The 21,523-nt window shown below is 44.4% G+C and carries 23 protein-coding genes; 7 read left to right on the top strand and 16 right to left on the bottom strand.

Going from position 1 to position 21,523, the window contains the following annotated elements:
* Nucleotides 1–47: 47 nt before the first annotated feature.
* The 13 genes from NYE38_RS07300 to fadH form a co-directional block, all read right to left on the bottom strand.
* Entirely contained in the window at nt 48–1,172 is a 1,125-nt protein-coding gene (locus NYE38_RS07300; protein ID WP_063636606.1) for an N-acetyldiaminopimelate deacetylase, read from the bottom strand.
* 70 nt (nt 1,173–1,242) lie between these two features.
* Nucleotides 1,243–1,953: a 2,3,4,5-tetrahydropyridine-2,6-dicarboxylate N-acetyltransferase gene (dapD, locus tag NYE38_RS07295; RefSeq protein ID WP_007409623.1), complete on the bottom strand. Its 711-nt coding sequence runs from the start codon at nt 1,951–1,953 to the stop codon at nt 1,243–1,245.
* A gap of 81 nt (nt 1,954–2,034) precedes the next feature.
* Complete coding sequence (locus NYE38_RS07290; RefSeq protein ID WP_340802905.1) at nt 2,035–2,490, bottom strand: flavodoxin; 456 nt, start codon at nt 2,488–2,490, stop codon at nt 2,035–2,037.
* A 26-nt stretch (nt 2,491–2,516) separates the two neighbouring features.
* Nucleotides 2,517–3,410: a sialidase family protein gene (locus tag NYE38_RS07285; RefSeq protein WP_017417679.1), complete on the bottom strand. Its 894-nt coding sequence runs from the start codon at nt 3,408–3,410 to the stop codon at nt 2,517–2,519.
* Entirely contained in the window at nt 3,400–3,873 is a 474-nt protein-coding gene (locus tag NYE38_RS07280) for a flavodoxin (protein WP_017417678.1), read from the bottom strand. Before NYE38_RS07280 ends, NYE38_RS07285 begins: the two co-directional genes overlap by 11 nt.
* A gap of 112 nt (nt 3,874–3,985) precedes the next feature.
* Nucleotides 3,986–4,867 carry a transcriptional regulator CcpC gene (ccpC, locus tag NYE38_RS07275; RefSeq protein ID WP_007611101.1) on the bottom strand — a complete coding sequence of 294 codons (882 nt, stop codon included), beginning with the start codon at nt 4,865–4,867 and terminating at the stop codon, nt 3,986–3,988.
* A gap of 139 nt (nt 4,868–5,006) precedes the next feature.
* The gene (gene cbpB / locus NYE38_RS07270) at nt 5,007–5,450 is read right to left on the bottom strand and encodes a cyclic-di-AMP-binding protein CbpB (RefSeq protein WP_003154608.1); all 444 of its coding nucleotides are present in this window, start codon (nt 5,448–5,450) and stop codon (nt 5,007–5,009) included.
* 143 nt (nt 5,451–5,593) lie between these two features.
* The gene (gene abbA, locus NYE38_RS07265; protein ID WP_003154609.1) at nt 5,594–5,785 is read right to left on the bottom strand and encodes an antirepressor AbbA; all 192 of its coding nucleotides are present in this window, start codon (nt 5,783–5,785) and stop codon (nt 5,594–5,596) included.
* Between the two features lie 140 nt (nt 5,786–5,925).
* Nucleotides 5,926–6,444: a ribonuclease H-like YkuK family protein gene (locus tag NYE38_RS07260; protein ID WP_012117439.1), complete on the bottom strand. Its 519-nt coding sequence runs from the start codon at nt 6,442–6,444 to the stop codon at nt 5,926–5,928.
* Between the two features lie 122 nt (nt 6,445–6,566).
* A complete protein-coding gene (locus NYE38_RS07255) occupies nt 6,567–6,806 on the bottom strand; it encodes a DUF1797 family protein (protein ID WP_003154613.1) in 240 nt (79 codons plus the stop codon).
* 442 nt (nt 6,807–7,248) lie between these two features.
* Nucleotides 7,249–8,469, bottom strand: coding sequence for an EAL-associated domain-containing protein (locus NYE38_RS07250; protein WP_014417611.1), 1,221 nt, complete (start codon nt 8,467–8,469; stop codon nt 7,249–7,251).
* A 141-nt stretch (nt 8,470–8,610) separates the two neighbouring features.
* Nucleotides 8,611–9,159 (bottom strand): hypothetical protein, encoded by a 549-nt coding sequence (locus tag NYE38_RS07245; protein WP_017417677.1) that lies wholly within the window; start codon nt 9,157–9,159, stop codon nt 8,611–8,613.
* A 113-nt stretch (nt 9,160–9,272) separates the two neighbouring features.
* The gene (fadH, locus tag NYE38_RS07240; RefSeq protein WP_003154618.1) at nt 9,273–10,037 is read right to left on the bottom strand and encodes a 2,4-dienoyl-CoA reductase; all 765 of its coding nucleotides are present in this window, start codon (nt 10,035–10,037) and stop codon (nt 9,273–9,275) included.
* Nucleotides 10,038–10,180: 143 nt separating this feature from the next.
* On the opposite strand from fadH, the gene NYE38_RS07235 reads away from it, so the two are divergent.
* The 4 genes from NYE38_RS07235 to NYE38_RS07220 all read left to right on the top strand — a co-directional run bounded on the left by NYE38_RS07235 (nt 10,181) and on the right by NYE38_RS07220 (nt 13,568).
* Nucleotides 10,181–11,044 carry a metallophosphoesterase gene (locus NYE38_RS07235; protein ID WP_022553417.1) on the top strand — a complete coding sequence of 288 codons (864 nt, stop codon included), beginning with the start codon at nt 10,181–10,183 and terminating at the stop codon, nt 11,042–11,044.
* Nucleotides 11,045–11,118: 74 nt separating this feature from the next.
* Nucleotides 11,119–11,613: a L,D-transpeptidase family protein gene (locus NYE38_RS07230; protein WP_094296114.1), complete on the top strand. Its 495-nt coding sequence runs from the start codon at nt 11,119–11,121 to the stop codon at nt 11,611–11,613.
* Nucleotides 11,614–11,688: 75 nt separating this feature from the next.
* Nucleotides 11,689–12,981 carry an MFS transporter gene (locus NYE38_RS07225; protein ID WP_326116773.1) on the top strand — a complete coding sequence of 431 codons (1,293 nt, stop codon included), beginning with the start codon at nt 11,689–11,691 and terminating at the stop codon, nt 12,979–12,981.
* A 122-nt stretch (nt 12,982–13,103) separates the two neighbouring features.
* Entirely contained in the window at nt 13,104–13,568 is a 465-nt protein-coding gene (locus NYE38_RS07220) for a YkyB family protein (RefSeq protein WP_014417605.1), read from the top strand.
* Between the two features lie 42 nt (nt 13,569–13,610).
* On the opposite strand, the gene cheV is transcribed toward NYE38_RS07220, so the two are convergent.
* Complete coding sequence (cheV, locus tag NYE38_RS07215) at nt 13,611–14,522, bottom strand: chemotaxis protein CheV (protein WP_017417674.1); 912 nt, start codon at nt 14,520–14,522, stop codon at nt 13,611–13,613.
* Between the two features lie 188 nt (nt 14,523–14,710).
* On the opposite strand from cheV, the gene NYE38_RS07210 reads away from it, so the two are divergent.
* Complete coding sequence (locus NYE38_RS07210; protein ID WP_007409608.1) at nt 14,711–14,872, top strand: hypothetical protein; 162 nt, start codon at nt 14,711–14,713, stop codon at nt 14,870–14,872.
* Nucleotides 14,873–15,072: 200 nt separating this feature from the next.
* Nucleotides 15,073–16,242: an aminotransferase A gene (locus NYE38_RS07205; protein WP_007611083.1), complete on the top strand. Its 1,170-nt coding sequence runs from the start codon at nt 15,073–15,075 to the stop codon at nt 16,240–16,242.
* A 25-nt stretch (nt 16,243–16,267) separates the two neighbouring features.
* On the opposite strand, the gene NYE38_RS07200 is transcribed toward NYE38_RS07205, so the two are convergent.
* Nucleotides 16,268–18,088, bottom strand: a complete 1,821-nt coding sequence (locus NYE38_RS07200) for a PAS domain-containing protein (protein ID WP_017417673.1) — start codon at nt 18,086–18,088, stop codon at nt 16,268–16,270.
* Nucleotides 18,089–18,265: 177 nt separating this feature from the next.
* The gene (locus NYE38_RS07195) at nt 18,266–20,398 is read right to left on the bottom strand and encodes a penicillin-binding protein 2 (RefSeq protein WP_017417672.1); all 2,133 of its coding nucleotides are present in this window, start codon (nt 20,396–20,398) and stop codon (nt 18,266–18,268) included.
* A 340-nt stretch (nt 20,399–20,738) separates the two neighbouring features.
* On the opposite strand from NYE38_RS07195, the gene NYE38_RS07190 reads away from it, so the two are divergent.
* Nucleotides 20,739–21,515 (top strand): CAP domain-containing protein, encoded by a 777-nt coding sequence (locus NYE38_RS07190; protein ID WP_017417671.1) that lies wholly within the window; start codon nt 20,739–20,741, stop codon nt 21,513–21,515.
* Nucleotides 21,516–21,523 lie beyond the last annotated feature (8 nt).

Below are 21,523 nucleotides of genomic sequence, written 5' to 3'. Positions count from 1 at the left end.
GTTATGTAGAATGCTCAATTTTTGTTAGATTATTCTTCTTTTCGGATTTAATTGGCATACTTCGAAAAATATCCGACCATGACATTTACCGCGGTTTCCATTGCATCTTCATCCGGGTTCAGCTTTGCGTGATGAAGCCCATGGGATGAATCGGCCCCCAGCCAGAACATAAAGCCGGGATATTTTTTCAGCATATATCCGAAATCTTCTCCGGTCATCGCCTCTTTCGCCGTTTTCACGTCAGCAAGCTGATGATCGCTGACAAATTGCATAAATTCTTCGGTCAGGCCGCTTGTATTATAAACTTGATGATAAACGGACGGATACGTGACTTTTCCTTTGCATCGGAAGCCGATTTCAATTCCTTTGACAAGCTCTTCAATCCGCTTTTTCACCATACGCATTGATTCCTCGGAAAGCGTCCGGATGGTTCCCTCCAGATGAGCATGCTCTGCGATGATATTTTGCGCCGTGCCCCCGGTAATCGTTCCGACAGTTATCACAGCGCTGTCAAGCGGATCCGTATTTCTGGATATGACCGTTTGCAGCTGCGTGACAAGCGTGCTCGCGGCAACGACCATGTCGTCTGCTGTATGCGGATATGCCGCATGCCCGCCTTTCCCCTCAAGATCGATGACGAGTTCGCTCGTATTGGCAAACAGCAATCCGCTTTTGGTGGAGATTGTGCCTACAGGAAGCTCAGGTGCTATATGGAGAGCGGTAATCAAATCCGGCGTCCATTTTTTCAGCACATCGTTTTCAAGCATCGGTTCCGCTCCGCCCGGTCCTTCTTCAGCCGGCTGGAATAAAAAGAGCAGATCATGTTTGACGGGATGATGGACAAAATGATCAATAATGCCGAGCGCGATGGTCATGTGCATATCGTGGCCGCATGCGTGCATAAAACCGGGGTGTTCAGATGCAAACGGAAGTCCCGTCTGCTCTTCAATCGACAGAGCGTCTATATCCGCTCTGTAGGCGAGCATTTTTTCCGGAGCCGTGCCGTTGACTTTGACAAAGATGCCGGTTCTCCAAGTTTCAATTTCAATTCTTTCCTCCGGATATTGGTTCAATAGATTCAGCAGGTACTGCTGGGTTTTATATTCCTGAAAGCCGATCTCCGGAATGCGGTGCAGATCTCTTCGGATGGCAATGAGCCGCTCTTTTTCCATATGTATTCCTCCTTGAGATAAGAATAAGGCGTGGATTTTATCATCCACGCCCATTCTATCAAACCATTCCTTACAGCTGGCGTAATTCCTGTTTGATTTCTGTTTTGCCTTTTGTTTTTTCATCGATATCTTTGATTTTTTTCGCAGGTGTTCCCGCTACAACGGTATATGGTTCGACATCGTTCACAACGATGGCTCCCGCAGCGACAACCGCGCCTTTACCGATTGTTACGCCTTCAAGCACAACCGCATTTGCGCCGATCACAACGTCGTCTTCCACGACAACAGGCTTAGCGCTAGGCGGCTCAATAACGCCCGCTAATACAGAACCCGCTCCGATGTGGCAGTTTTTGCCGACAGTCGCGCGCCCACCGAGAACAACGTTCATATCAATCATCGTACCTTCGCCGATGACTGAACCGATATTAATAGACGCACCCATCATGATAACGGCATTGTCGCCGATTTCGACTTGGTCGCGGATAATAGCGCCGGGCTCGATTCTCGCTTTAACATCTTTTAAATCAAGCATCGGGATCGCAGAGTTGCGGCGGTCATTCTCAATGACATAATCCTCAATTTTGTCTTTGTTTTCTTCGATTGCGCTTTTAATTTCAGCCCACTCGCCAAAAACGACGCCGGATTGGCCGTTCAGGAATGTTTTAGCGGAATCGCCAAAGCTGATTCCTTCGAGATCGCCTTTTACATACACTTTTACAGGCGTTGATTTTGTACTATTTTGAATAAATGAAATAATTTCATTTGCATCCATCATTTTCATATGTATTGTCCTCCTCTGATTTTCTACCTCATTACTGTAACAAAGGAAGGATACAAAGACAAGAAAAAAAGGAACAAGCCTTTATTCTGCCGGCTGGCTGCACAGCGCGGCAAACTGTCTTCCGAATTCCCGGAGCTCTTCTTCCTCACTGCCCTCAGGGTTGTTTTCAATTTTGACCGACGGCAGCACCACCCGCCCGCCGCGGGCCGTGATTACTTTTTCCAATTCGTCAACCGCCCCGAAAAAAAACTCATAGGACGTATCTCCGGAACCGAACAAAGCAAATGTTTTTCCCGTAAACTCCAGGTTTTCCATATCTTCAGCAATATCGAGCATTTCATCAGGAAGATCCCCGTCTCCCCACGTATATGTGCCTAATAAAATATACTCGTAATCATTAAAAAGTTCGGCATGAATATCCATCGCTTCATATCTGTCTACGGATGCTTGTGCTTGGATCAGCCCTTTTTCAATTAAATCCGCCATCGCCTCGGTGTTTCCTGACATTGTAGCGTAAACAAGCAGTACATTCCCCATCTTCGTCTCTCCTTTATGCATAAAAACTAATGTGCGAGCCGAACCGCCTCATACGGTCTGACAAACTTACTTTCGTAAAGGCCCGCGCAAAAAAAGTTTTCTTCCCGGTTTGCCACCCGCCATCCGTGACCGCGGATCGTATCAAACCACTTTAATTCACCGGCGGCGAGATCAGCTTGATAAATACGCGAAAATCCGTTTTCGTCCTGTGATGATGTAACATAAATAATCCCGTTATCCTCAGAAACGTCGAGAAATGATTTTTCCCGTACGGCGGGCCCGGCTGTAATGGCAAACTCCTCTTGCGTCCGCACGTTTCGGACGGCAACCTCCCCCCGTTCTCCCTTTGCCGCGCCCTTTGCTGCAATGAGCCAGTCATTCTGATACATCATCATTGAAGCCGTCATGCGCTGCCTTTCGCGGCTTATACGCCGGATGCGGTCTTCCGTCAGATCATACGCCCAAATGCCGCCATGATTCATATGAATCCGGGTGCCGATATAAATCGTCTGACCGTGTAAACAAAGCGAACGGATGACAGGCGGCTCCTTTAATTGTGAAAAGGGCTTAGCCACATGCCAAGTGACGCCGAAATCATCAGATAAGTAGAGGCAATATGTGCCGTGCGCACAGACAAACCCGTCATTCCGCCCGGCAACGGCCCATACGGAGGCGCTGGTCGGAAATCGGGAGGCCGTCCAAGTCTTTCCCTGATCGGCTGATCTGAGGACGGCGCCTTTTTCTCCAGCCGCGAATATGTAGGGCCCTATGTAAGTCAGCACATGAATCCTGCTTTTCACTCGGAACAGTCTTTTCCAACCTTCTTCCGCCGAAAAATGAAAAATACCTTCGTCTTTCACCGCGACAAAATATCCTGAGGTCACTGATGCCATGACAGCCGTCGCGCCTTTATGAAACATGGCACCGGTCTCCGTGGCGAGCGGCCCATGCAAGAAAACCGCGGACAAATTCTTTGCAGCATTCCTGATCCTCAGCCGTCTCGGGCGCCAGCTCGATTTTCAGCGTTTCCGGATATAAATTGGCTCCGGCCTGTTCAAACGCATCGCAAAACAGCGTGACCGCTTCGCAAAACTTCGGGTAGGCGTGATCGCCTGAACCGAAACAGGCCGTTTTCAGTCCGTTGAGCTGGCTGTGCAGAATATCTTCGTAAAAATCTTCCGCTTCGTAAGGAAGATCACCATCCCCCCATGTGTACGTGCCGACAAAAACATAATCATATGCTTCGAGAGAATCCGCATTTGCCTCATCCATGTCGAGACAGTCAACTGCTATCTGATGCCCGCTCAGTGTTTCTTTTATAATACCGGCAATATCCTCTGTATTCCCCGACATGCTTGCGTATATCATTAATGCTTTCTGCATAAGATCACCTCGTAATTGATAATGATTTTCATTAACATATATAACACTTTAAATGATAATGATTTTCATTGTCAATAAAAAATAAAAAAAAGACAGCATGATTGCTGTCTTTCTAAAATGGGCGTTCCTGCTTCAGCATATCTTTAATGACAGAAACAAAAGCCTGCACCTGTTTTAATTCAAATGCCGGCTCATAACCGAGCAGCCATGTGTCACGGCCGATCGGATGATCTTTTGTATCAAGCAGGGGCATTTTATTTACTTTGTCTTCCTCTTCTAAAGTGACTGACGGCAGAATGGCATAACCGATCCCATGCAGCGCCATCTGCTTGCACGTTTCAATCTGATCGACGAGGATGGTCTGTTTCGGCGAGGTTTTGAATTTTTGATGCCACCAATGCTGAATTTCCTGAAAATATGTACTGTCACTTTTGAATTGGATAAACGGCCGATCGGTATGGGCAATATCATCAATACAGGAAATTTCCGTATCAACCAAATATAAATGATCGGTCATTAAATAATCTTTCCGGCCTTTCCATTCCGGATTTCCCCGGATAATGCCGATATGTACCTGATCTTCATACAGACTTTTCAGCATTTCGCTGCTCCACCCTGTAATGAGAGAGACCTTTGCATTCGGATATCGTTCCACATATGTTTTTAACACTTTCGGAAGCCAGTGCTGCCCGATAATGGAGGCGACGGCAAGCTTTAATGTGCCGTGAATCTCACCCTCAAGTTCATCAATGTTTTCTCTGATTCTTTCTTGCCGATCCGTGACGTCATTTGCAAATTGTATGATTTTTTCTCCTGCCGGCGTTACCGTAAGTCCTTTTTGAGATCTTAGAAAGATCTTTGTTCCCCAGGCTTTTTCAATGGTCTGCAATCGCTGGGACAGAGCCGGCTGTGACACGAATAACCGTTCGGCAGCCTTCCTCATGTTTAATTCCTCAGCTAAAACTACGAGCATATGAAGCTCTTGAAGCTGCATGTCGTCCTCCTTTTCAATGCCTTTCGTATTTCTTATCTACCATTCTAATAAAATAAAGGCTGCCGAGGCAAGCGCCACTCATATGTATGCGTTTTCTTTTTCCGGCATACAAAAGAACAAATAGGCTGATCGTGCGAGCCTACTTATTCAATGACCTGATATGGCTGCTCAACTGTTTTAACACGACTCTTCTCGTGAAAATGCCTTCAAAGACGCCTTCATCATTTTCAACGCAGACAAAGCCGTTGTTAATGACCATGCTGAATCCTTTGATAATCGGATCATTGATGTGGAGACGGGGAATGTCTTTCAGCATGACTTCCTCAACCGTAATTTGATCCAGCTTCTCAAACTCGATCCGTTCAAGTCCGAAAATGCTGTTCATAATCATATTTGTCCCGATCAAACCGTGCAGACGGTACGAAGCGTCGAGGACGGGAATGGCGGTATAGCCGGTTTTGGTCAGCACTAAAAGAGCATGCTCAAGGTTGTTTCCGACTTGAACGTGCGCCACTTTATCCGCCTCGATCATAAATTGTCCGACTGTTGCATCAAGAAGCTGATCTGATTGTAAGCTAATCATGTCACTTCGACCCCTTTACATTTTTCATCAAAGCATGTATTCCCTATATTGCAATAATATAAACATTATCATTTTTTGTCGAAAAGTTTCCGTCAATAAAAAAGATACTCTTTGCAATCGAGTATCAATTTATAGGCCGCTGATTAATTTTCGTTCCGAAAACGGTCATAGAGCGTTACGAGTTTTTTATAAGTGGTTCCATCAACGCTTTTTGACCCTGCTTCTATATCGTTGATTTCGCTGGTCAAAAGCTCAATGGCATATTCTTGATTGATCAGGATATTCAGCAGAAGTTTCTGTTCTTCTTCCGTAAATCGTTCACTGATAAGACTCATACGTAATCAGGCCCCCTATTTTTAACTGAATACCTCTGAAAGCAAGGTGAAATTTGCTTTCAGCTCTACCGCTAGAATAAGTAAACAGAAAAAAATCGTCAACCGCATAATTCGACATTTTGCGGATTCTGTATGAAATATTATTTTGTGTAACGATTGGCATAACTGAATGCTGTGCAGGAATCGGGCTTGATTTTCGCTTCAATGCCCATCGAGGTAATGCGGCCGGTCATTTCTTGTATCAATTCTTTTGTCAGCCCTTTTTGACCGATATCCAGATGCACTTCAAATGAAAGATCCGCCCCTTCATCCGCAAAAGGCAAGAGCAAATCTGTCATTTCCATAAGACGGCCGTCGAGGATATGCGCAGCCATCTCCTGGCTGAACGCGGTTTCCAGCGAAATTTTTTCGCGAAGGCTATGTATCGGTCTTGCAAGATCGTGATTTTTCAAACAGCCCCAAGCTCCCTTGCCTGTACGGTGCAAGTGTATAGCCGTAATAAACTTTGTGAAGTCGCGGTAAACTTGTGAATCAGTCCCTACAGACAGCACGTATGCTGAACGGGGGTCTTTATTGACAAAGCGTTTCAGCCGCTCCGTCACGTCTTGAAAGGTCATCTGTGCCTCAGAAAGATTATAAAACAGAAAAGAATCAGCCATGTACGGACACTCCTCTTTCCAGAGTCTACAACCAAACGAACAAGCACGTTCCTTTGCATCATTTAATAAAGCTCCGCTTGCGGAAGACCGGAAGCTTGGTCAGCCTGAAAAATCAAATCAAATTACTGAAGGAGCTCAAAAATTTCAATAGAAATCATGTCAATGTTATCAAACGGATATGTGTTAGGTTTTTCACCTTTTTGGAAAACCGTCAGTTCAAACGTTTGATTTTTTTCGAAATATTTAACACTGCAAATTTTTTCGCCGTTAACTTCAAAATAACGCTGCATCGGCTCGTTCGCCGCTTCCGCTGTTTCTTGCAGACTTTGCAGCCGTGTGATGATACCCATTAATTGTGACATTCTAAAAAAAGACTCCTTTCAAAAAACAACTTCAAATCAACAAGTATTTATTATAATACAAGTTCTACAGAGCATCATACCATAAAGTAGACCGGGATGGCATTTTCCCGCTGGATTTTCAAAAAGAAATAAACGGGAAAACCGTGTTTTCGAATAGTTTGAAGCTTTTTTCGGAATGTCATACACCTTTCAAAAAAAATTTTTCGCTTTTTGAGCCGCCATTGTCAGATGTATGTGAGAAGAAGCCTTTTTATGCGCAGACGGCATAAAAAAACTTGGCGGGGGTAGCGCCAAGTTTTTTCGGATCTTGATCTGATAGAGGGGTTGGGGAACAGAGAGTAACTTCTCTCTATAACTAAATGATAATGATTATCAGTATCATTGTCAATCGTTTTTTAAAACTTTTTCACACTTATAAAAAAAGCGGCATACAGCAGCCGCTTTAAAGTAATCCGTCCTGTTCATATAAATAAGAGTAAGGCAGATCGATAAATAAATACATATTGTCATCCATCGGGTATGAAAAGGTTCTGATCATCTCACCCGTCTCAATATCACTGTACAGGTCACTGAAAAAACCTTTTCTTGAATTCCGCATCTTCATGATGTTTTCTAAAAAGTACGGACGCCAGCTCCAGTTTTTCTCCATATATTCAGGCTGATAAAGCCATTCGCCGGACTGCTTGAACACATTTCCCGTCAGCTGATAGCCTTCTTCATCACACATATAAATTCTGAAGCAGCAGTCGGTCAGGTTTTCCGCCAGTTTTTTAATAAACTCATCGTCCGCCTGATGGGTTTTCTTCAGCTCGGAAACTGCCTGATTGACCCGCTTATAAAAATTCTCAGAGTGTTCATATACCGTTTCCAGCTTCTTTTTTTCTCTCGTAATAAATTGCTGAAACTCCGTTTTCAAGCGTGCTTTTAACAGGCTCCGGTCTATAAAATCGCCGCTCGGCGCCTGCAGATAATAGCCTTGAAAAAATCGGCCTCCGTTTCTCCATGCGTACTGGAGCTGGAAATCAGCTTCTATATCTTCATACAGCAGCGCGGCGCCGATTTTTCTCGCCAGCAATGAAATGCTGTACAGCACATGCTCATATGATGGTGACGGCTGAGATACCTTCAGCGCCTGCAAATCTATTTTCAGAAGGTCCGGTGAAAGGAGCGCGATTCTGTCCAGGTTGCTGCTCTCCTTACCTATATTGTCCACCGCGATTTTAATGCCGTATGTACGATAGTAGGCAAGCATATGGTACAGCTGTTCAATGTCGCCTTCGAAATTGTGCTCGGTGATCTCAAGCACAATACGGTTCAATTCGATGCCCTGCTCTTCGTATTCTTTCAAAAGCTCAAGAAAGCTTTCGCCGTGGTCAAGCATCAATACATTCGCATCCTGATTGATAAAAATCAACAGATCACGATCAGCTTCTTTAAACCGCTCCAGCGCCTGCCTGATGACTCTGTCATCGACCTCAAGCTTATATTCTTCCGGAATGCCGGAATCTAAGAAAAACGACCCGAGGCTCTCAATCTCCGCATCTGCCAAAATACGCCCAAGCACCTCATAGCCTACGACTCTTTGTTCTTCAGCGTTAAAAATCGCTTGGTAATACGGAATGACATCATCAATATTCGTCAGTATATCAAGTGGGTCCAACATGTTATCACCTGCTTCTCTATCTTTGTCTGATTATACACAATTATATCAGCACCACAAATGTTTAGATTAGGGGAAAAGGAGGCAGTATGGCAGCAGCTTAAAATAAAAGGGGGATATTTTTAAGATCACTCTTCAGACCGGTTAATTAAGGACGTTATTCATTTGTTTCACAATCACAAATAAAAGGATAAATATAAGAGCATTATAACCGGCAGCTGTCCAAAAATAATGGCTCCAATCAGTGCTGTTAAATATCCAATCATCATCATGTTTCAACTGAAAGAAAGTTCCTTTTTTATCTAAAGTGCCAAATGTAAGAGTTGTTAACCCGCCAACACTCTCGGAAACGTCAACTCCATACATTGAACCGGCATGATCAGTATGATTTACTGGCATATACGTATAATCAGATAAAATTGTTTCCGCCAGCTTGGTTGGCAGAGACACATATAATACAGCCGATGTATCGCCTCCGAGCCCACTCAAATACTCCCTGGCTTTAATACATTTCGTTTCATCAGGAAAATCGATGTGATATAGCTTTTCAAATCTGATTATTTCATCAGATGTAAGATTGGTATTTTGATAATACTCCGGAGTAAAAGCACAAATAATAAAGTACCAAATATTAAAGATGATAGCTAAACTGCTTACAAATAGTACAACGAACCATTTTAATAATTTCTTCAATTAACCGCCCCTTAATCTTTCAAAATTATATCATAATTTCGAATAGAAAATAAAACAAGCGAACGCCGGCTTTAACGTTCGCTTGTTTTGCAAAATCATCAATATATGAAAAATTAAAACGGATAAGGATTCAGCCATTGCCCCCCGTCCATTGTGATACAATCCCCGTTTATATAGGACGCTTCATCAGAAAGCAAAAATGCTGCCAACGCGGCGATTTCCTCCGGTGTGCCCAGCCGGCCGAGCGGCACACTGTTCATAGTGCGGGACACCGCTTTTTCCGATTCAAACAGCTTCTCCGCACCGCCTGTCCGTTCAATCGGGCCTGGGGCTATCGCGTTTGTGCGGATGCCGTATTTGCTCCCCCATTCAACGGCCAGCGTTCTTGTCAGTGACAATACCCCCGCTTTGGCTGCAGCGGAATGAACGACACCCGCTCCCGCTCCCCATGCGTATGTAGCGGCCATATTTAAGATGACGCCCTTCTGCTCCTGCTCGATCCAATGCCTTGCCGCGGCTTGGCTGCAGAAAAATGTGCCGTTTAAAACAATCTCAATAACAGCTTTCCATCCATTGGGCGTCAGCTTCTCTGCCGGGCAAATAAAGTTGCCGGCCGCATTGTTAATCAGCGCATCGAGCCGGCCAAAGACTTTTTTCGCTTCTGTAATCATGTCTGAAGCGGCGGAATCAGAACGGACATCCATTTGAAAACAGGCGACCTGCCCCTCAAAGGTCTCAATTTCTTTTTTTGTTTCCTCAAGTGCTTCATGGTTCCTCCCTGTCACCATGACGTGCCATCCTAATTCAGCCTGTTTTTTCGCCATTGCTTTTCCCATGCCGCTTGAACCGCCTGTAATGATTACCGCTTTCTTATCCATAACAAACCCACCCCTTTTATTGAATGAATAATCATTCATAATTTTATCACAGATGTCTTTCCGCGTCATTACATGCTGAGAAGGGATTTTTCAGCCAAGCTGATGATATAATAGAAAAACTCTGACAAAGGTTGGTTTTACATATGGAGAAAATGACCAGAAGAACATTTTTAAAAAGAGGATTCGGTGTTTTGGGTGCAGCTCTTGCAACGGCTTGCGGTGGCTACGGCTATGCCCGGTATATTGAACCGCGCATGATTGAAATCACCCGGCATACAATCACCAACCGCCTGATCCCCCGCGGCTTTGACAATTTTAAAATCGTTCAATTCAGCGATACGCATCTCAGTGATGTGTATACATCCGGTGACTTGAATAAAGCAGCGGAAAAAATCAATCAGCTGAAACCCGATCTGCTCATCTTTACGGGAGATTTAATTGATAAGCCGCATTTATTTAATGATCACCAGCATGCACTCGCCGTGCTGCAAAATCTTGAAGCTCCCTTCGGCAAACTTTGTGTTTACGGAAACCATGACCACGGAGGCTACGGTACGAACACGTACAAGGCTCTGATGGAAGCTGCTGATTTTCAAGTGTTTCGAAACGGCTATCGTCAGGTGCAGCTGACAGACGGAAGCCGGATTGAACTCGCGTTTTTGGATGATGTAATGCTCGGAAAACCCGATTATGAAGGCACCCTGTCCCGCCTTTCCGAAGATGCGTTTTCCATTTTAATCGTCCACGAGCCTGATGCCGCTCTCGAGATAGGCGGATATCCCGTAAACCTCCAGCTGTCGGGACACACTCACGGCGGCCAGGTCCAGCTCCCGTTTTTCGGCCCTCTCATTACGCCTCCTTACGGAAAAACGTATACCGACGGCATGTATACGCTTCATGACACAGCCGTTTACGTCAATCGCGGGCTCGGTACGACAAGACTGCCGTATCGATTTTTAGCCAGACCGGAAATCACGCTGTTCACATTGAAAACCGAGCAAAAATAAGACTTTTATCCTGATGCACAGACACCCCCTCCGTAATATGTATATGGAAAAGAGCAAAAAGGAGGGTGATGAAACTGCTGACATATCAAGTGAAACAAGGAGAAACCATCTCAAGCATTGCGCAAGACTTCAGAATAAGCACTGCTGCTCTCCTTCAGGCAAATCCCTCAATCCAATCGGTCATATACGCGGGACAGCACATTATCATACCGAATCTTCCTGACCCATCCACCATTCCCTACTCCATCATCGTGTATATCGGAGCGAAGAAACTGGAGTTATACCGCCTTGGCAGGCTCATCCGTACGTACCCCATCGCAGTCGGAAAAATATTGACGACCACGCCGACCGGAGAATTTTACATCGTGAACCGCCAGCCTAAGCCCGGAGGCCCGTTCGGCGCTTATTGGCTCAGCCTCTCTAAAATTCATTACGGCATTCACGGGACAAATAATCCTTCCTCCATCGGCAAAGCGGTATCAAAAGGATGCATCCGGATGTATAATCAGGACGTCACTAAACTTGCCGCTACCGTTCCTAATGGAACAAGGGTGACTATTATAAGATAGAAAGATCTTATTTGTTAATGGAACGAGCTGATGATAATATATTACAGTGGGACCTTTAGGGTAAGGAGCGTGTTTATGGATATATTTAAAAATCGCAATTTTGTTCGTCTCTTTTTCGCAGCACTCGCTTCTCAAATGGGAACGACTGTAGGTAATATGGCTTTCGCTTTTTACTTGCTGGACCATTTTTCAAATCAGCCGGCATACACGACTTTGGCTGAGCTGATGTATTCACTGCCGACAGTTTTCGTATTTCTGATTGTCGGTGTCGCAGCTGACCGGCTTGACAGGAAAAAGGTCGCAGAGAATTGTGACTGGATCAGAGCCGGACTGACGATCGTATTGTTTGCCGCACTATACACCGGGAGCATCCCTCTCGTGTTCTGTATTTTGTTCATCAGAAGCGCCGTGACCAAGTTCTTTTTCCCGGCGGAAGCCAGCCTTGTACAAGCTATTCTGCCTAAGGAGCATTACGCGAAAGCGGCGGGACTTAACCAGATCCTGTTCAGCATCTTCATGGTATTCGGCGTCGGTATAGGCGCGTTTATGTATAAAACGATCGGTATTCACGGAGCCATTATCCTTGATTTTGTCAGCTTTATTGTATCAGGCTTTCTGATCCGCGCCTGCCGCATTCCGAAAGAAGCCCGTCAGCCGAACGGCCCTTTTAAATGGGGAGATTCGTTTCTGAAAGACTCGGTCGCTGATTTTAAGGAAGGGATCGTATATATTGTTAAAAACAAATTGCTTGCTTCCCTTATTTTCGGCTTTTTTATCTTTGGTTTTGTCAACGGCGGCTTTGCCGTACTGCCGATGTTTACGATGAAATACGGACTTGCGCCTGATCATTACGAATCACATACTTCCATCTTCACCGTCGCACTCGGCTTCGGCCTGCTTGCAGGAAGTGTGATCGGAACGATGATCGCGAAAAAAGTCAAACCGCATCATTTGATGTCGATTCCTATTTTGGCAGCCGGACTGCTCATTTTTGTCCTCGGCTATACGGATAAGCTGTGGATTTATTATGCGGCGGCTTTCGTCCTCGGCATGTGCATCGGCCCTGTCAATATCGCCATCGGCGGCTGGATGCCGAAAATTGTTCATCCGAAAATAATGGGCCGGGTCAGCGGCTGGCAGGACCCTTTTATGATGTTTGCCCAATCGATTACACTCGGACTGGTTGCCCTGTTATTTCCGAAATTCGTTTCCAATATTGATTACCTTTATTACGGCATGGGAATCGTGATTTTAGCGGTATTTGTGTTCTATTTTATCGCTCTTCCGAAATACAGCGCCGAGGCAGCAGAGGTCGATGTGCAGCAATCATTAAAGGCTGATTCCGAAAAACATGCGAATACTGTCTAATAAAGGAAAAAGATGCGCCCTTTTCATCAGAAAAAGGCGTATTTTTATAATCAATATTTGCATTTCAACGCTAAAAAAGTATAATCTATATATGAACTTGATCAATGCAAAGGAGAGAAATAATGGACGACCACGCTTATTCGAAAGAGCTGCAGCCAACCATCGAGAATCTTTCAAAAGCTGTTTATACTGTGAACCGCCATGCAAAAACCGCCCCCAACCCTAAATACCTTTATCTGCTGAAAAAACGGGCATTACAAAAGCTTGTGAAAGAAGGCAAAGGGAAAAAAATAGGGCTTCACTTTTCAAATAATCCCAGGTTTAGCCAACAGCAGTCAGACGTACTTATCTCTATCGGAGACTACTATTTTCACATGCCTCCAACAAAAGAAGACTTCCGGCATCTTCCGCATTTAGGTACGTTAAATCAATCGTACCGCAATCCTAAAGCACAAATGTCTTTGACAAAAGCGAAAAACGTATTGCAAAAATATGTGGGCTTAAAGGAAAAACCGCTTGCCGCCAACAGGCAGCAGCCCGCTTATCATAAACCCGTATTTAAAAAACTTGGTGAGAGTTATTTTTAATTCCGCCGCAAAAAAGCCGATGCGTCATGCATCGGCTTTTTTCTATTCAATCACGTACGTATCCACTTTTTTAATGAGCTCGCTGATTTCAGGCTTGCTGATCTGTTCATCCGCTCCGACTACTTCGCCCCGGTGGCGCAGGTCGTCCGTAATCAGGGACGAGAAAATCATAATCGGCACATCAGAGCTTTGCGGGTTATCCTTAAGGAGCTTCGTCAAACGATGCCCGTCCATTTTCGGCATCTCAATGTCACTGATAATCATGTCAATATGGTCTGACAGGTTTTCTCCGTTATCCGTCAGTTCCACGACGTAATCATACGCTTCTTTTCCGTTTTCAAACGTAACGATTTCACTGTACCTCGCCTCAGTCAGCTCATCCGTCAAAAGACGCATCAGAAGCGGCGAATCTTCAACGATGATCAGTTTTTTACCCGCCCGTCTTTCATCAAATCCTTCCTGATGGACATGATAAGTCTCAACTCCCGATGCCGATTCAATATCGTAAATGATCTTTTCATAATCAGGCAGAAAGATCATCGTGTCTTCCAGTTTGATGATTCCCGTTAAATGCCGCTCCATGCCCTGGTTCAGGGAAGTCGGCTTTTCAATCGCCTCCCAGGACACCCTGTGGATTTGTGAAACGGAACCGACGTGAAAGACGATTTTCCGTTTGTTGAATTCCGTTACGATATATTTATCGTCTTTTGCTCCTTCGGCATCAACGCCGAAAAAGGAATACAGACTGATGACGGGAAGAATTTCGCCTCTCAGCTTAATCATCCCTTCTACGTCTTTATGAGACTGAGGCACAGATGTGACATCTACCGGCTGAATGATTTCCCGGACTTTCATCACATTTATGCCAAATGTATTGACGCCTACTTCAAATTTGACGATTTCTAATTCGTTTGTGCCTGAATCCAATAAAATATCGTATTGTTGTAAAGACAATTCAATCCCTCGCTATCCGCATTCAGTATTGTACTGTATATATCGGCTGGAAACGGAAAAAGTGAATGTATTCGGTCCAACTGGCCATGAACTCTTTATAAAAAAATGCTTTTTTCTGATATCCCATTGACTTTTTGACATCGAGTGGTAAAATAGTCAAGGATTTTTCAGGAAGAAGGGTGTAATAAATGGGTACAGTAGTCATATTCGACCAAGATCAAATGACGGTGTTAGAAGATATCAGCAAAACGGCTTACCTGCAAATGAAAAAAGAGGCGAAAGAGCGTCCCGACAAGCCCGCTCCATACATCTTATGGCGGGAAGACGTCAGCTTTGAATACGGGTATTAATGACATTCGCCACATATCACAATAGATAGATCATGATACAATGAAGACAATCATTTCAGCTGGTTGTCTTATTTTTTTCTGAAAGAAGGTATGTTTTCACATATCGGACATATACTCGGGATAGTTCAATAAAAAGATGACAAATGCTCAGCTAGTGGTAAAATAGGATAAACTCAATATATAGTATAAGGTGATGAATTATGGAACATTTGCTTAATCCGAATGTAAAAGAAATTGAAATTTCAGGAATTCGCAAATTCTCAAATCTTGTAGCTCAGCACGACAATGTCATTTCGCTTACGATCGGCCAGCCGGATTTCTTCACGCCGCACCATGTCAAAGCGGCTGCCAAAAAGGCAATCGACGAGAACGCAACGGCGTATACTCCGAACGCGGGCGGCCTTGAGCTGAGACAGGCCGTACAGCTTTATATGAAGAAAAAAGCTGACTTGAATTATGAAGCTGAAACTGAAATCATCGTCACAACCGGGGCAAGCCAAGCGATTGACGCGTCTTTGCGGACGATTTTATCTCCGGGCGATGAAGTTATTCTCCCCGGACCGATATATCCGGGCTACGAACCGATCATTCGCATGTCGGGCGCCGTTCCGGTCCATGTGGATACGACGACACACGGATTTAAGCTGACGGCGCGGCTCATTGAAGAATCGCTGACACCAAAAACAAAATGCGTCATTCTTCCTTATCCGTCAAACCCGACCGGAGTGACATTGTCTGAGGAAGAGCTGCAAAACATCGCAGCCGTCCTGAAGGGCAGAAATGTTTTTGTCCTGTCTGATGAGATTTACAGCGAATTAACCTATGACAGACCGCATTATTCGATCGCGTCTTATTTGAGAGACCAGACGATCGTCATCAACGGCCTGTCAAAATCACACAGCATGACGGGCTGGAGAATCGGTTTCATTTTCGCACCGAAAGAAATTGCCAAGCACATCTTAAAAGTTCACCAATACAGTGTGACATGCGCGTCTTCAATCTCTCAGAAAGCGGCTCTTGAAGCGGTGACAAACGGTGTTGATGATGCGCTTATTATGAGAGAACAGTATAAAAAGCGGCTTGACTATGTATATGACCGTCTTGTTTCAATGGGGCTTGACGTCGTAAAGCCGTCAGGCGCATTTTATATCTTCCCTTCCATTAAGTCATTCGGAATGTCATCGTTTGATTTTAGTATGGCTCTTTTAGAGGATGCAGGTGTGGCTCTAGTGCCCGGCAGCTCGTTTTCAAAATTGGGTGAAGGGTATGTGAGGCTGTCATTCGCATATTCACTGGATACATTGAGAGAAGGCTTGGACCGGCTGGAAGCATTTATTTTAAAAACGAGAGAATCCATGCAGACTATTTAAACAACGGCATAACGCCGTTGTTTTTTTATTGTTTCGGGAATGTAATGTGAAAGGCCGTGCCTCTATCCGGTTTGCTGTCTACTTGGATGGCTCCCTGGTGGTTTTTAATAAGGTTGAATGTGACCATCAGCCCCAGGCCGGTTCCTTTTTCTTTCGTTGTCAAAAACGGTTCGCCTATTCGTTTCAGCACGTTTTCCGGTATCCCGTCACCCTCGTCTTTCACCGTCACATTAACGGAATACTCATCTTCTGTCATGATGATGTGAACCGTTCCCCCATCCGGCATCGACTCAACGGCATTTTTAATCAGATTGATAAACACCTGTTTCAGCTGATTTTGATCACCGTTAATATACATGCTGTCATGTTCGTAATCCGTTTTGATAAAAATCCCTTTAAGATTCGCCTGCGTCTCTAAAAGAGCGGTCACTTCACTTATAATTTTCTTTAAGTTTACACGCTCTTTCACGGCGTTTTGCTGAGGTTTGGCAAGCATTAAAAGCTCACTTAAAATTAATTCGATTCTGCTCAGTTCAGAAAACACAATTTCAAAGTAATGTTCGTTTTCCCCCATCGTCGGCTTCATGAGCTGTAAAAATCCTTTGATCGCCGTCAGCGGATTGCGGATTTCGTGAGCGATTCCCGCCGCCAGCTGCCCTGCGATAGACAGCTTTTCCGACTTCAGCATTAATTCCTCCGTCTGCTTCCGCTCAGAAATGTCACGCAGAATGACCTGCACGGCCGTTTCTCCGAAAAACGTCGTCGGAATGCAGACCATTTCCGTGTAGATCAGCCGGTTTTTAAAGGTAAACCACGATTGCTTAATAATTTCTGACTCGGTCTTTCGGTTGATAATATTTTGGATCCGCTGTTTCACGCCGTCATGATCACAGGGATGAAGCTGATCATAGACGTTTTTCCCGATTAAATCTTCATATGTTTCAGCCTCAAACAGCGAAATGCCCGACTCATTCATGAATACCCATTTATCATTGTGAATCACGGCGATCGTATCAATTGAATTCTGAATGAGGAGCTGATAACGCTCTCTGCTTTTTTGCAGAATCGTTTGGAATTTTTTCCGTGAAGAAATATCAATCAGAAGCAGCAATTCCGCCCGCTGATTTTTATATGTCGTCGGTGCCGCCTTTACTTCTAAATGAACGGGCGTGCCGTCGAGCCTTCTCCACGTCTGTTCGATCATTCCGACTTCCATTCCTTTTTGCATCCGCACAATTCGGTTTTTCACAATGTCGTGATACTCTTCTTCAATAAACTCATAAGAGCGCCTGCCGATTACCTCGTCTTTGCTTTCGGCTCCCAGCATGGCAAGCATCGCGTTGTTGGCGTATGCGATTGTGCCGTTGATGCTGACATATAAAGGATTCGGCAGCATTTCGACAAGACGCTCGAATTCGCCGTTTCCAGCCGCATCTTCCGACTGTTGTTCTGCCTTTTGCTTCTTTTGTTCATACATATAAGGCCGGCGGGGCGTCTTCTCCTCAAGCACCTTGATTTTGAGGATGATTTCCCGATCCGTCCCCTCCATTTGCGGTGTGACAATTTCCACACCCGCTTCAAGCCATACGATGGTATGATCTTTTTTAATAAGACGAAAGGTGCAAGGCATCAAATGATGCTCATTATAGAAGTAACTTTCAACCAAAAATTGATCTTCTTCATGCAGGAACGTTTTGAGAAATGACCCAATCATCTCTTCCTGAGAATAACTGAAGTACGATTTGCAGTTTGCAGAAATATACATAATACGCCCGTTAGACGTCAAAACGGCATGAAGATCGGTTTTCGATTGAAACTGTTTGACATGCTGAGTATCCTGTTCCACAGAATCCCTCCTTTGCATTATACTCGCACTGCAGGCTGGCCACGGACTGGTATAAAAAGAAATTCCACTAGATTGATTCGCTAAAAAATGAGCATTCTCCTTCTATTCTTATTGTGAACGTCAATTTTCCTGAATGAAAGAAAGGGCGCACGATATGTTCGGCCGCCCTTTCTTTTGTTATTTTTTATTGTATTTCTTTTCAAGTTCTTTGTAAGCGTCAATTGCTCCCTTAGCAATGTTTTTGCTTACATGATCTTTATCATTTCCAACAGACGGAACGACGACGCTGAATGCCACTCTTGGATGTTCTGACGGATAATAGCCGACAAAGGTCAGGTTATACGTGTACTTCCCCCACCAGTTTTTGTTCGTGCCGTAATAGTGCGTCTCCGCGGTTCCCGTTTTTCCGGAAACATCAGCGCCGGAACCTTGGAATGTTGAATAAGCCGTTCCTTGAGGTGAGCTTGTGACCAATTTCATTCCTTTATGAACTTGGTCAAAATCGCTCGGACTGTTATTTACTTTGTTTAAAATTTTAATATCCCGCTGTTCAATCGCTTTTCCAATCTTATTTTTGCTGTCCGGTTCATGAATGCTTGTGACGATCCGCGGCTGGACGCGATACCCGCCGTTTGCGATGGCTGAAATATATTGAGCCATTTGAAGCGGCGTATATGTATCAAATTGTCCGATCGCAAAGTCAAGCAGCAATCCCCCGACCATTTGCGGATTTGACTGCATGCCCGCTGATTCCTGGGGAAGATCAATCCCGGTCTTCACACCCAAACCGAATTGAGCGTAGTAGTTGCGCATTTTTTTAATATCATCTAATCCGGCCGGCAGCGTGCCGTGCGGAACGTAAGTAATGCCCGCGATATGCATGGCCACATGAAACATATATATGTTTGAACTTCTTTGCAGCGCGGTCAGCTCAGTAATGGTCCCCATTTGTGTCCACGATTGCTTTTCCGTGCCGTCTTTAAACTTAAGCGGTGCGTCGACAAACGTTTTATAATGCGGGAGGCCGCTTTGGTAACCTGCAAGAACAGTCGCTCCTTTAACAGAAGAGCCCATCTCATATTGGGTCGTAAATGCTCCGATCGCAAAATCCTGTGTTTTATTTGTTTCGAGATCGATTCGTTTCCCCGCCATTGAGAGAATGTCCCCGTTGTTCGGGTCCATCATGACGGCAAATCCTCTGTCAACCATATAGTTGCCTGCGGCTCGGCTTCTTCTCAGCTCTTTTTCAATGACTTTTTCGACTTTCGACTGTAGTTCCATATCGAGCGAGAGCTGCAGATCGTAGCCTCTGCTGCCTTCATCGACGGGCTTTTGGCTGACGACCTCACCTTTGCTGTTTTCCACATACTCTACTTTTTCTTTATGCGCGTTTAAATAGTCTTCATACTGATATTCGATGTAGCTTTTTCCCACTCGGTCATTCAGTGAATAGCCTCTTGTGACATAGTAATCTTTCCGTTCGCCCAACAATCCCTGTTCCGGTGTCGTCACACCGCCGAACAGAGAGTACAGTGTTTTGTCGTACGGATATTTCCGCGTCCAGTCATTGATTACGTCAATGCCGGGGAGCTCTTTCAGGTGCTCAGATACGACGGAAACTTCTTCATATGTCAGGTCGCTTTTCGGTTTTTGCTTGTTGTTTTCATGCTCGTCAAGCAGTGAACCGCTGTTTCCGTTTCCGTTCAGCTTATTCGGGTCCATTGATTTGACGACTTGCGGCTGATAAGCGTTGCCGCTTGAAAAACGCGTATAAATCGCCGCGATTTCCAGCTCTTTTTTATCTTTTTTGATCGCATCAATCTCCTGCTTCGGGACGCGTTCAATCTGGCGTTTGTACACTTCTTGGGATTTCAGGCTGTTTTCTGAATCCTTCATAAGCTTTTCCGCCTTCTTCGGATGTGCAGCAAGCCAGTAATCAATGATATTTCGATCCTTCATAAATTCAGTATCAATATGAATCAGTGCGGCGAGATTTTTTGCCGTTTTCAATTTGTCCTTTGCCGAGGTTTTTGAGGTGGATACATATACAATTTCAGGCACAGCCTGGTTATCAACCGCCACCCTGTTCCGCTTGTCATACATCTTTCCCCGCGGTGTCGGATAATAGGCGGTTTTTGCATTTGCCTTCTCCGCATCCTGGCGGTGTTTATCCCCTTCGACAATCTGGACGATGCCGAGTTTAAAAATCAGTGCCGTAAAGAGAAGAAAAACAATCAAAAAATAGAGATTCATTCTCAGCGCTCTGTAACGTTTCGTTTTTTTCTTTGGTTCGCGCGCGACTTCAGCCACTTTCTGTTACACCTCTCAAATCATTGAATATATTTACATAAACAGATTTTAATTGTAACATTTTTGTAAAAGTTGTTACAGCGAAAACGGGTAAAAAAAACTGTCAAGATCAAATTATCTTAAAATATATCTAACACTTCAAATAATTTGAAGAGATGTAACGGATTTTAAAAAATAAATACAGATCGTTTTTCCCGGTATAGAGCCGTTTTTCTGCGCTCAATTACAATTATGACAAGAGTTTGTTGTCAAAGGAAATGGCTGCCTGCATTATGACAAAAAAGCTGTGATAAGATTTTTCATGTAGAAAAAAACAACTTCTCTGGGAGGCTATAAACTTATGAAAAAAGCATTTCTCTTATCTGCCGCCGCGGCAGTCAGTTTGATTACATTCGGAGGCATTCAGCAGGCATCTGCCAAAGAGCTGTCATGCCAGCACGTCGTTACTGTGAAAAAAGGAAACACCGTACAGCATCTGACTCTTCAAGAGGCTGTTGAAAAACTACATATGAAAACGAGCGTGAAAAAGCTGAACGTTAAAAATGAGAAAGAACTGACTCAGCTGCTGCAAAAACACGCAAAGCATTCTGATATGACAGTTAAAGACGTTCAAAAAGAAACACCGGCAAAAACGGCTCCGACAGCTGCCGAAAAACCGAAAGCCGATCAAAACCAGACGGCTGACAATGCAAAGCAGACAGATAACACAAACAACAGCAGCGAGAAAACTCCTTCATCTGTCAGTGCGTACGAAAAGAAAGTCGTTGAATTGACAAATGCAGAGAGACAAAAGCAAGGCTTAAAACCTCTGCAGATTGATGAAAAATTAAGCAAATCCGCTCACGCAAAATCACAAGATATGAAAGACAAAAACTATTTTGATCACCAAAGTCCTACTTACGGCTCACCTTTCGATATGATGAAGTCTTTCGGAATCACTTATAAAACCGCCGGTGAAAATATCGCCAAAGGACAGCCGACTCCTGAAGCTGTCGTTAAAGCTTGGATGAACAGTGAAGGCCACAGAAAGAACATCATGAATCCTGAGTTCACTCAAATCGGTGTCGGTTATGTAGAATCAGGAAACATCTGGACACAGCAATTTATCGGAAAATAAATAATAAA

It is taken from the genome of Bacillus sp. EU63, from assembly GCF_038592915.1.
Classification (GTDB): domain Bacteria; phylum Bacillota; class Bacilli; order Bacillales; family Bacillaceae; genus Bacillus; species Bacillus velezensis.
Note: the sequence above shows the minus strand (reverse complement) of the source record. Positions and strands in the feature narration are given on the sequence as shown.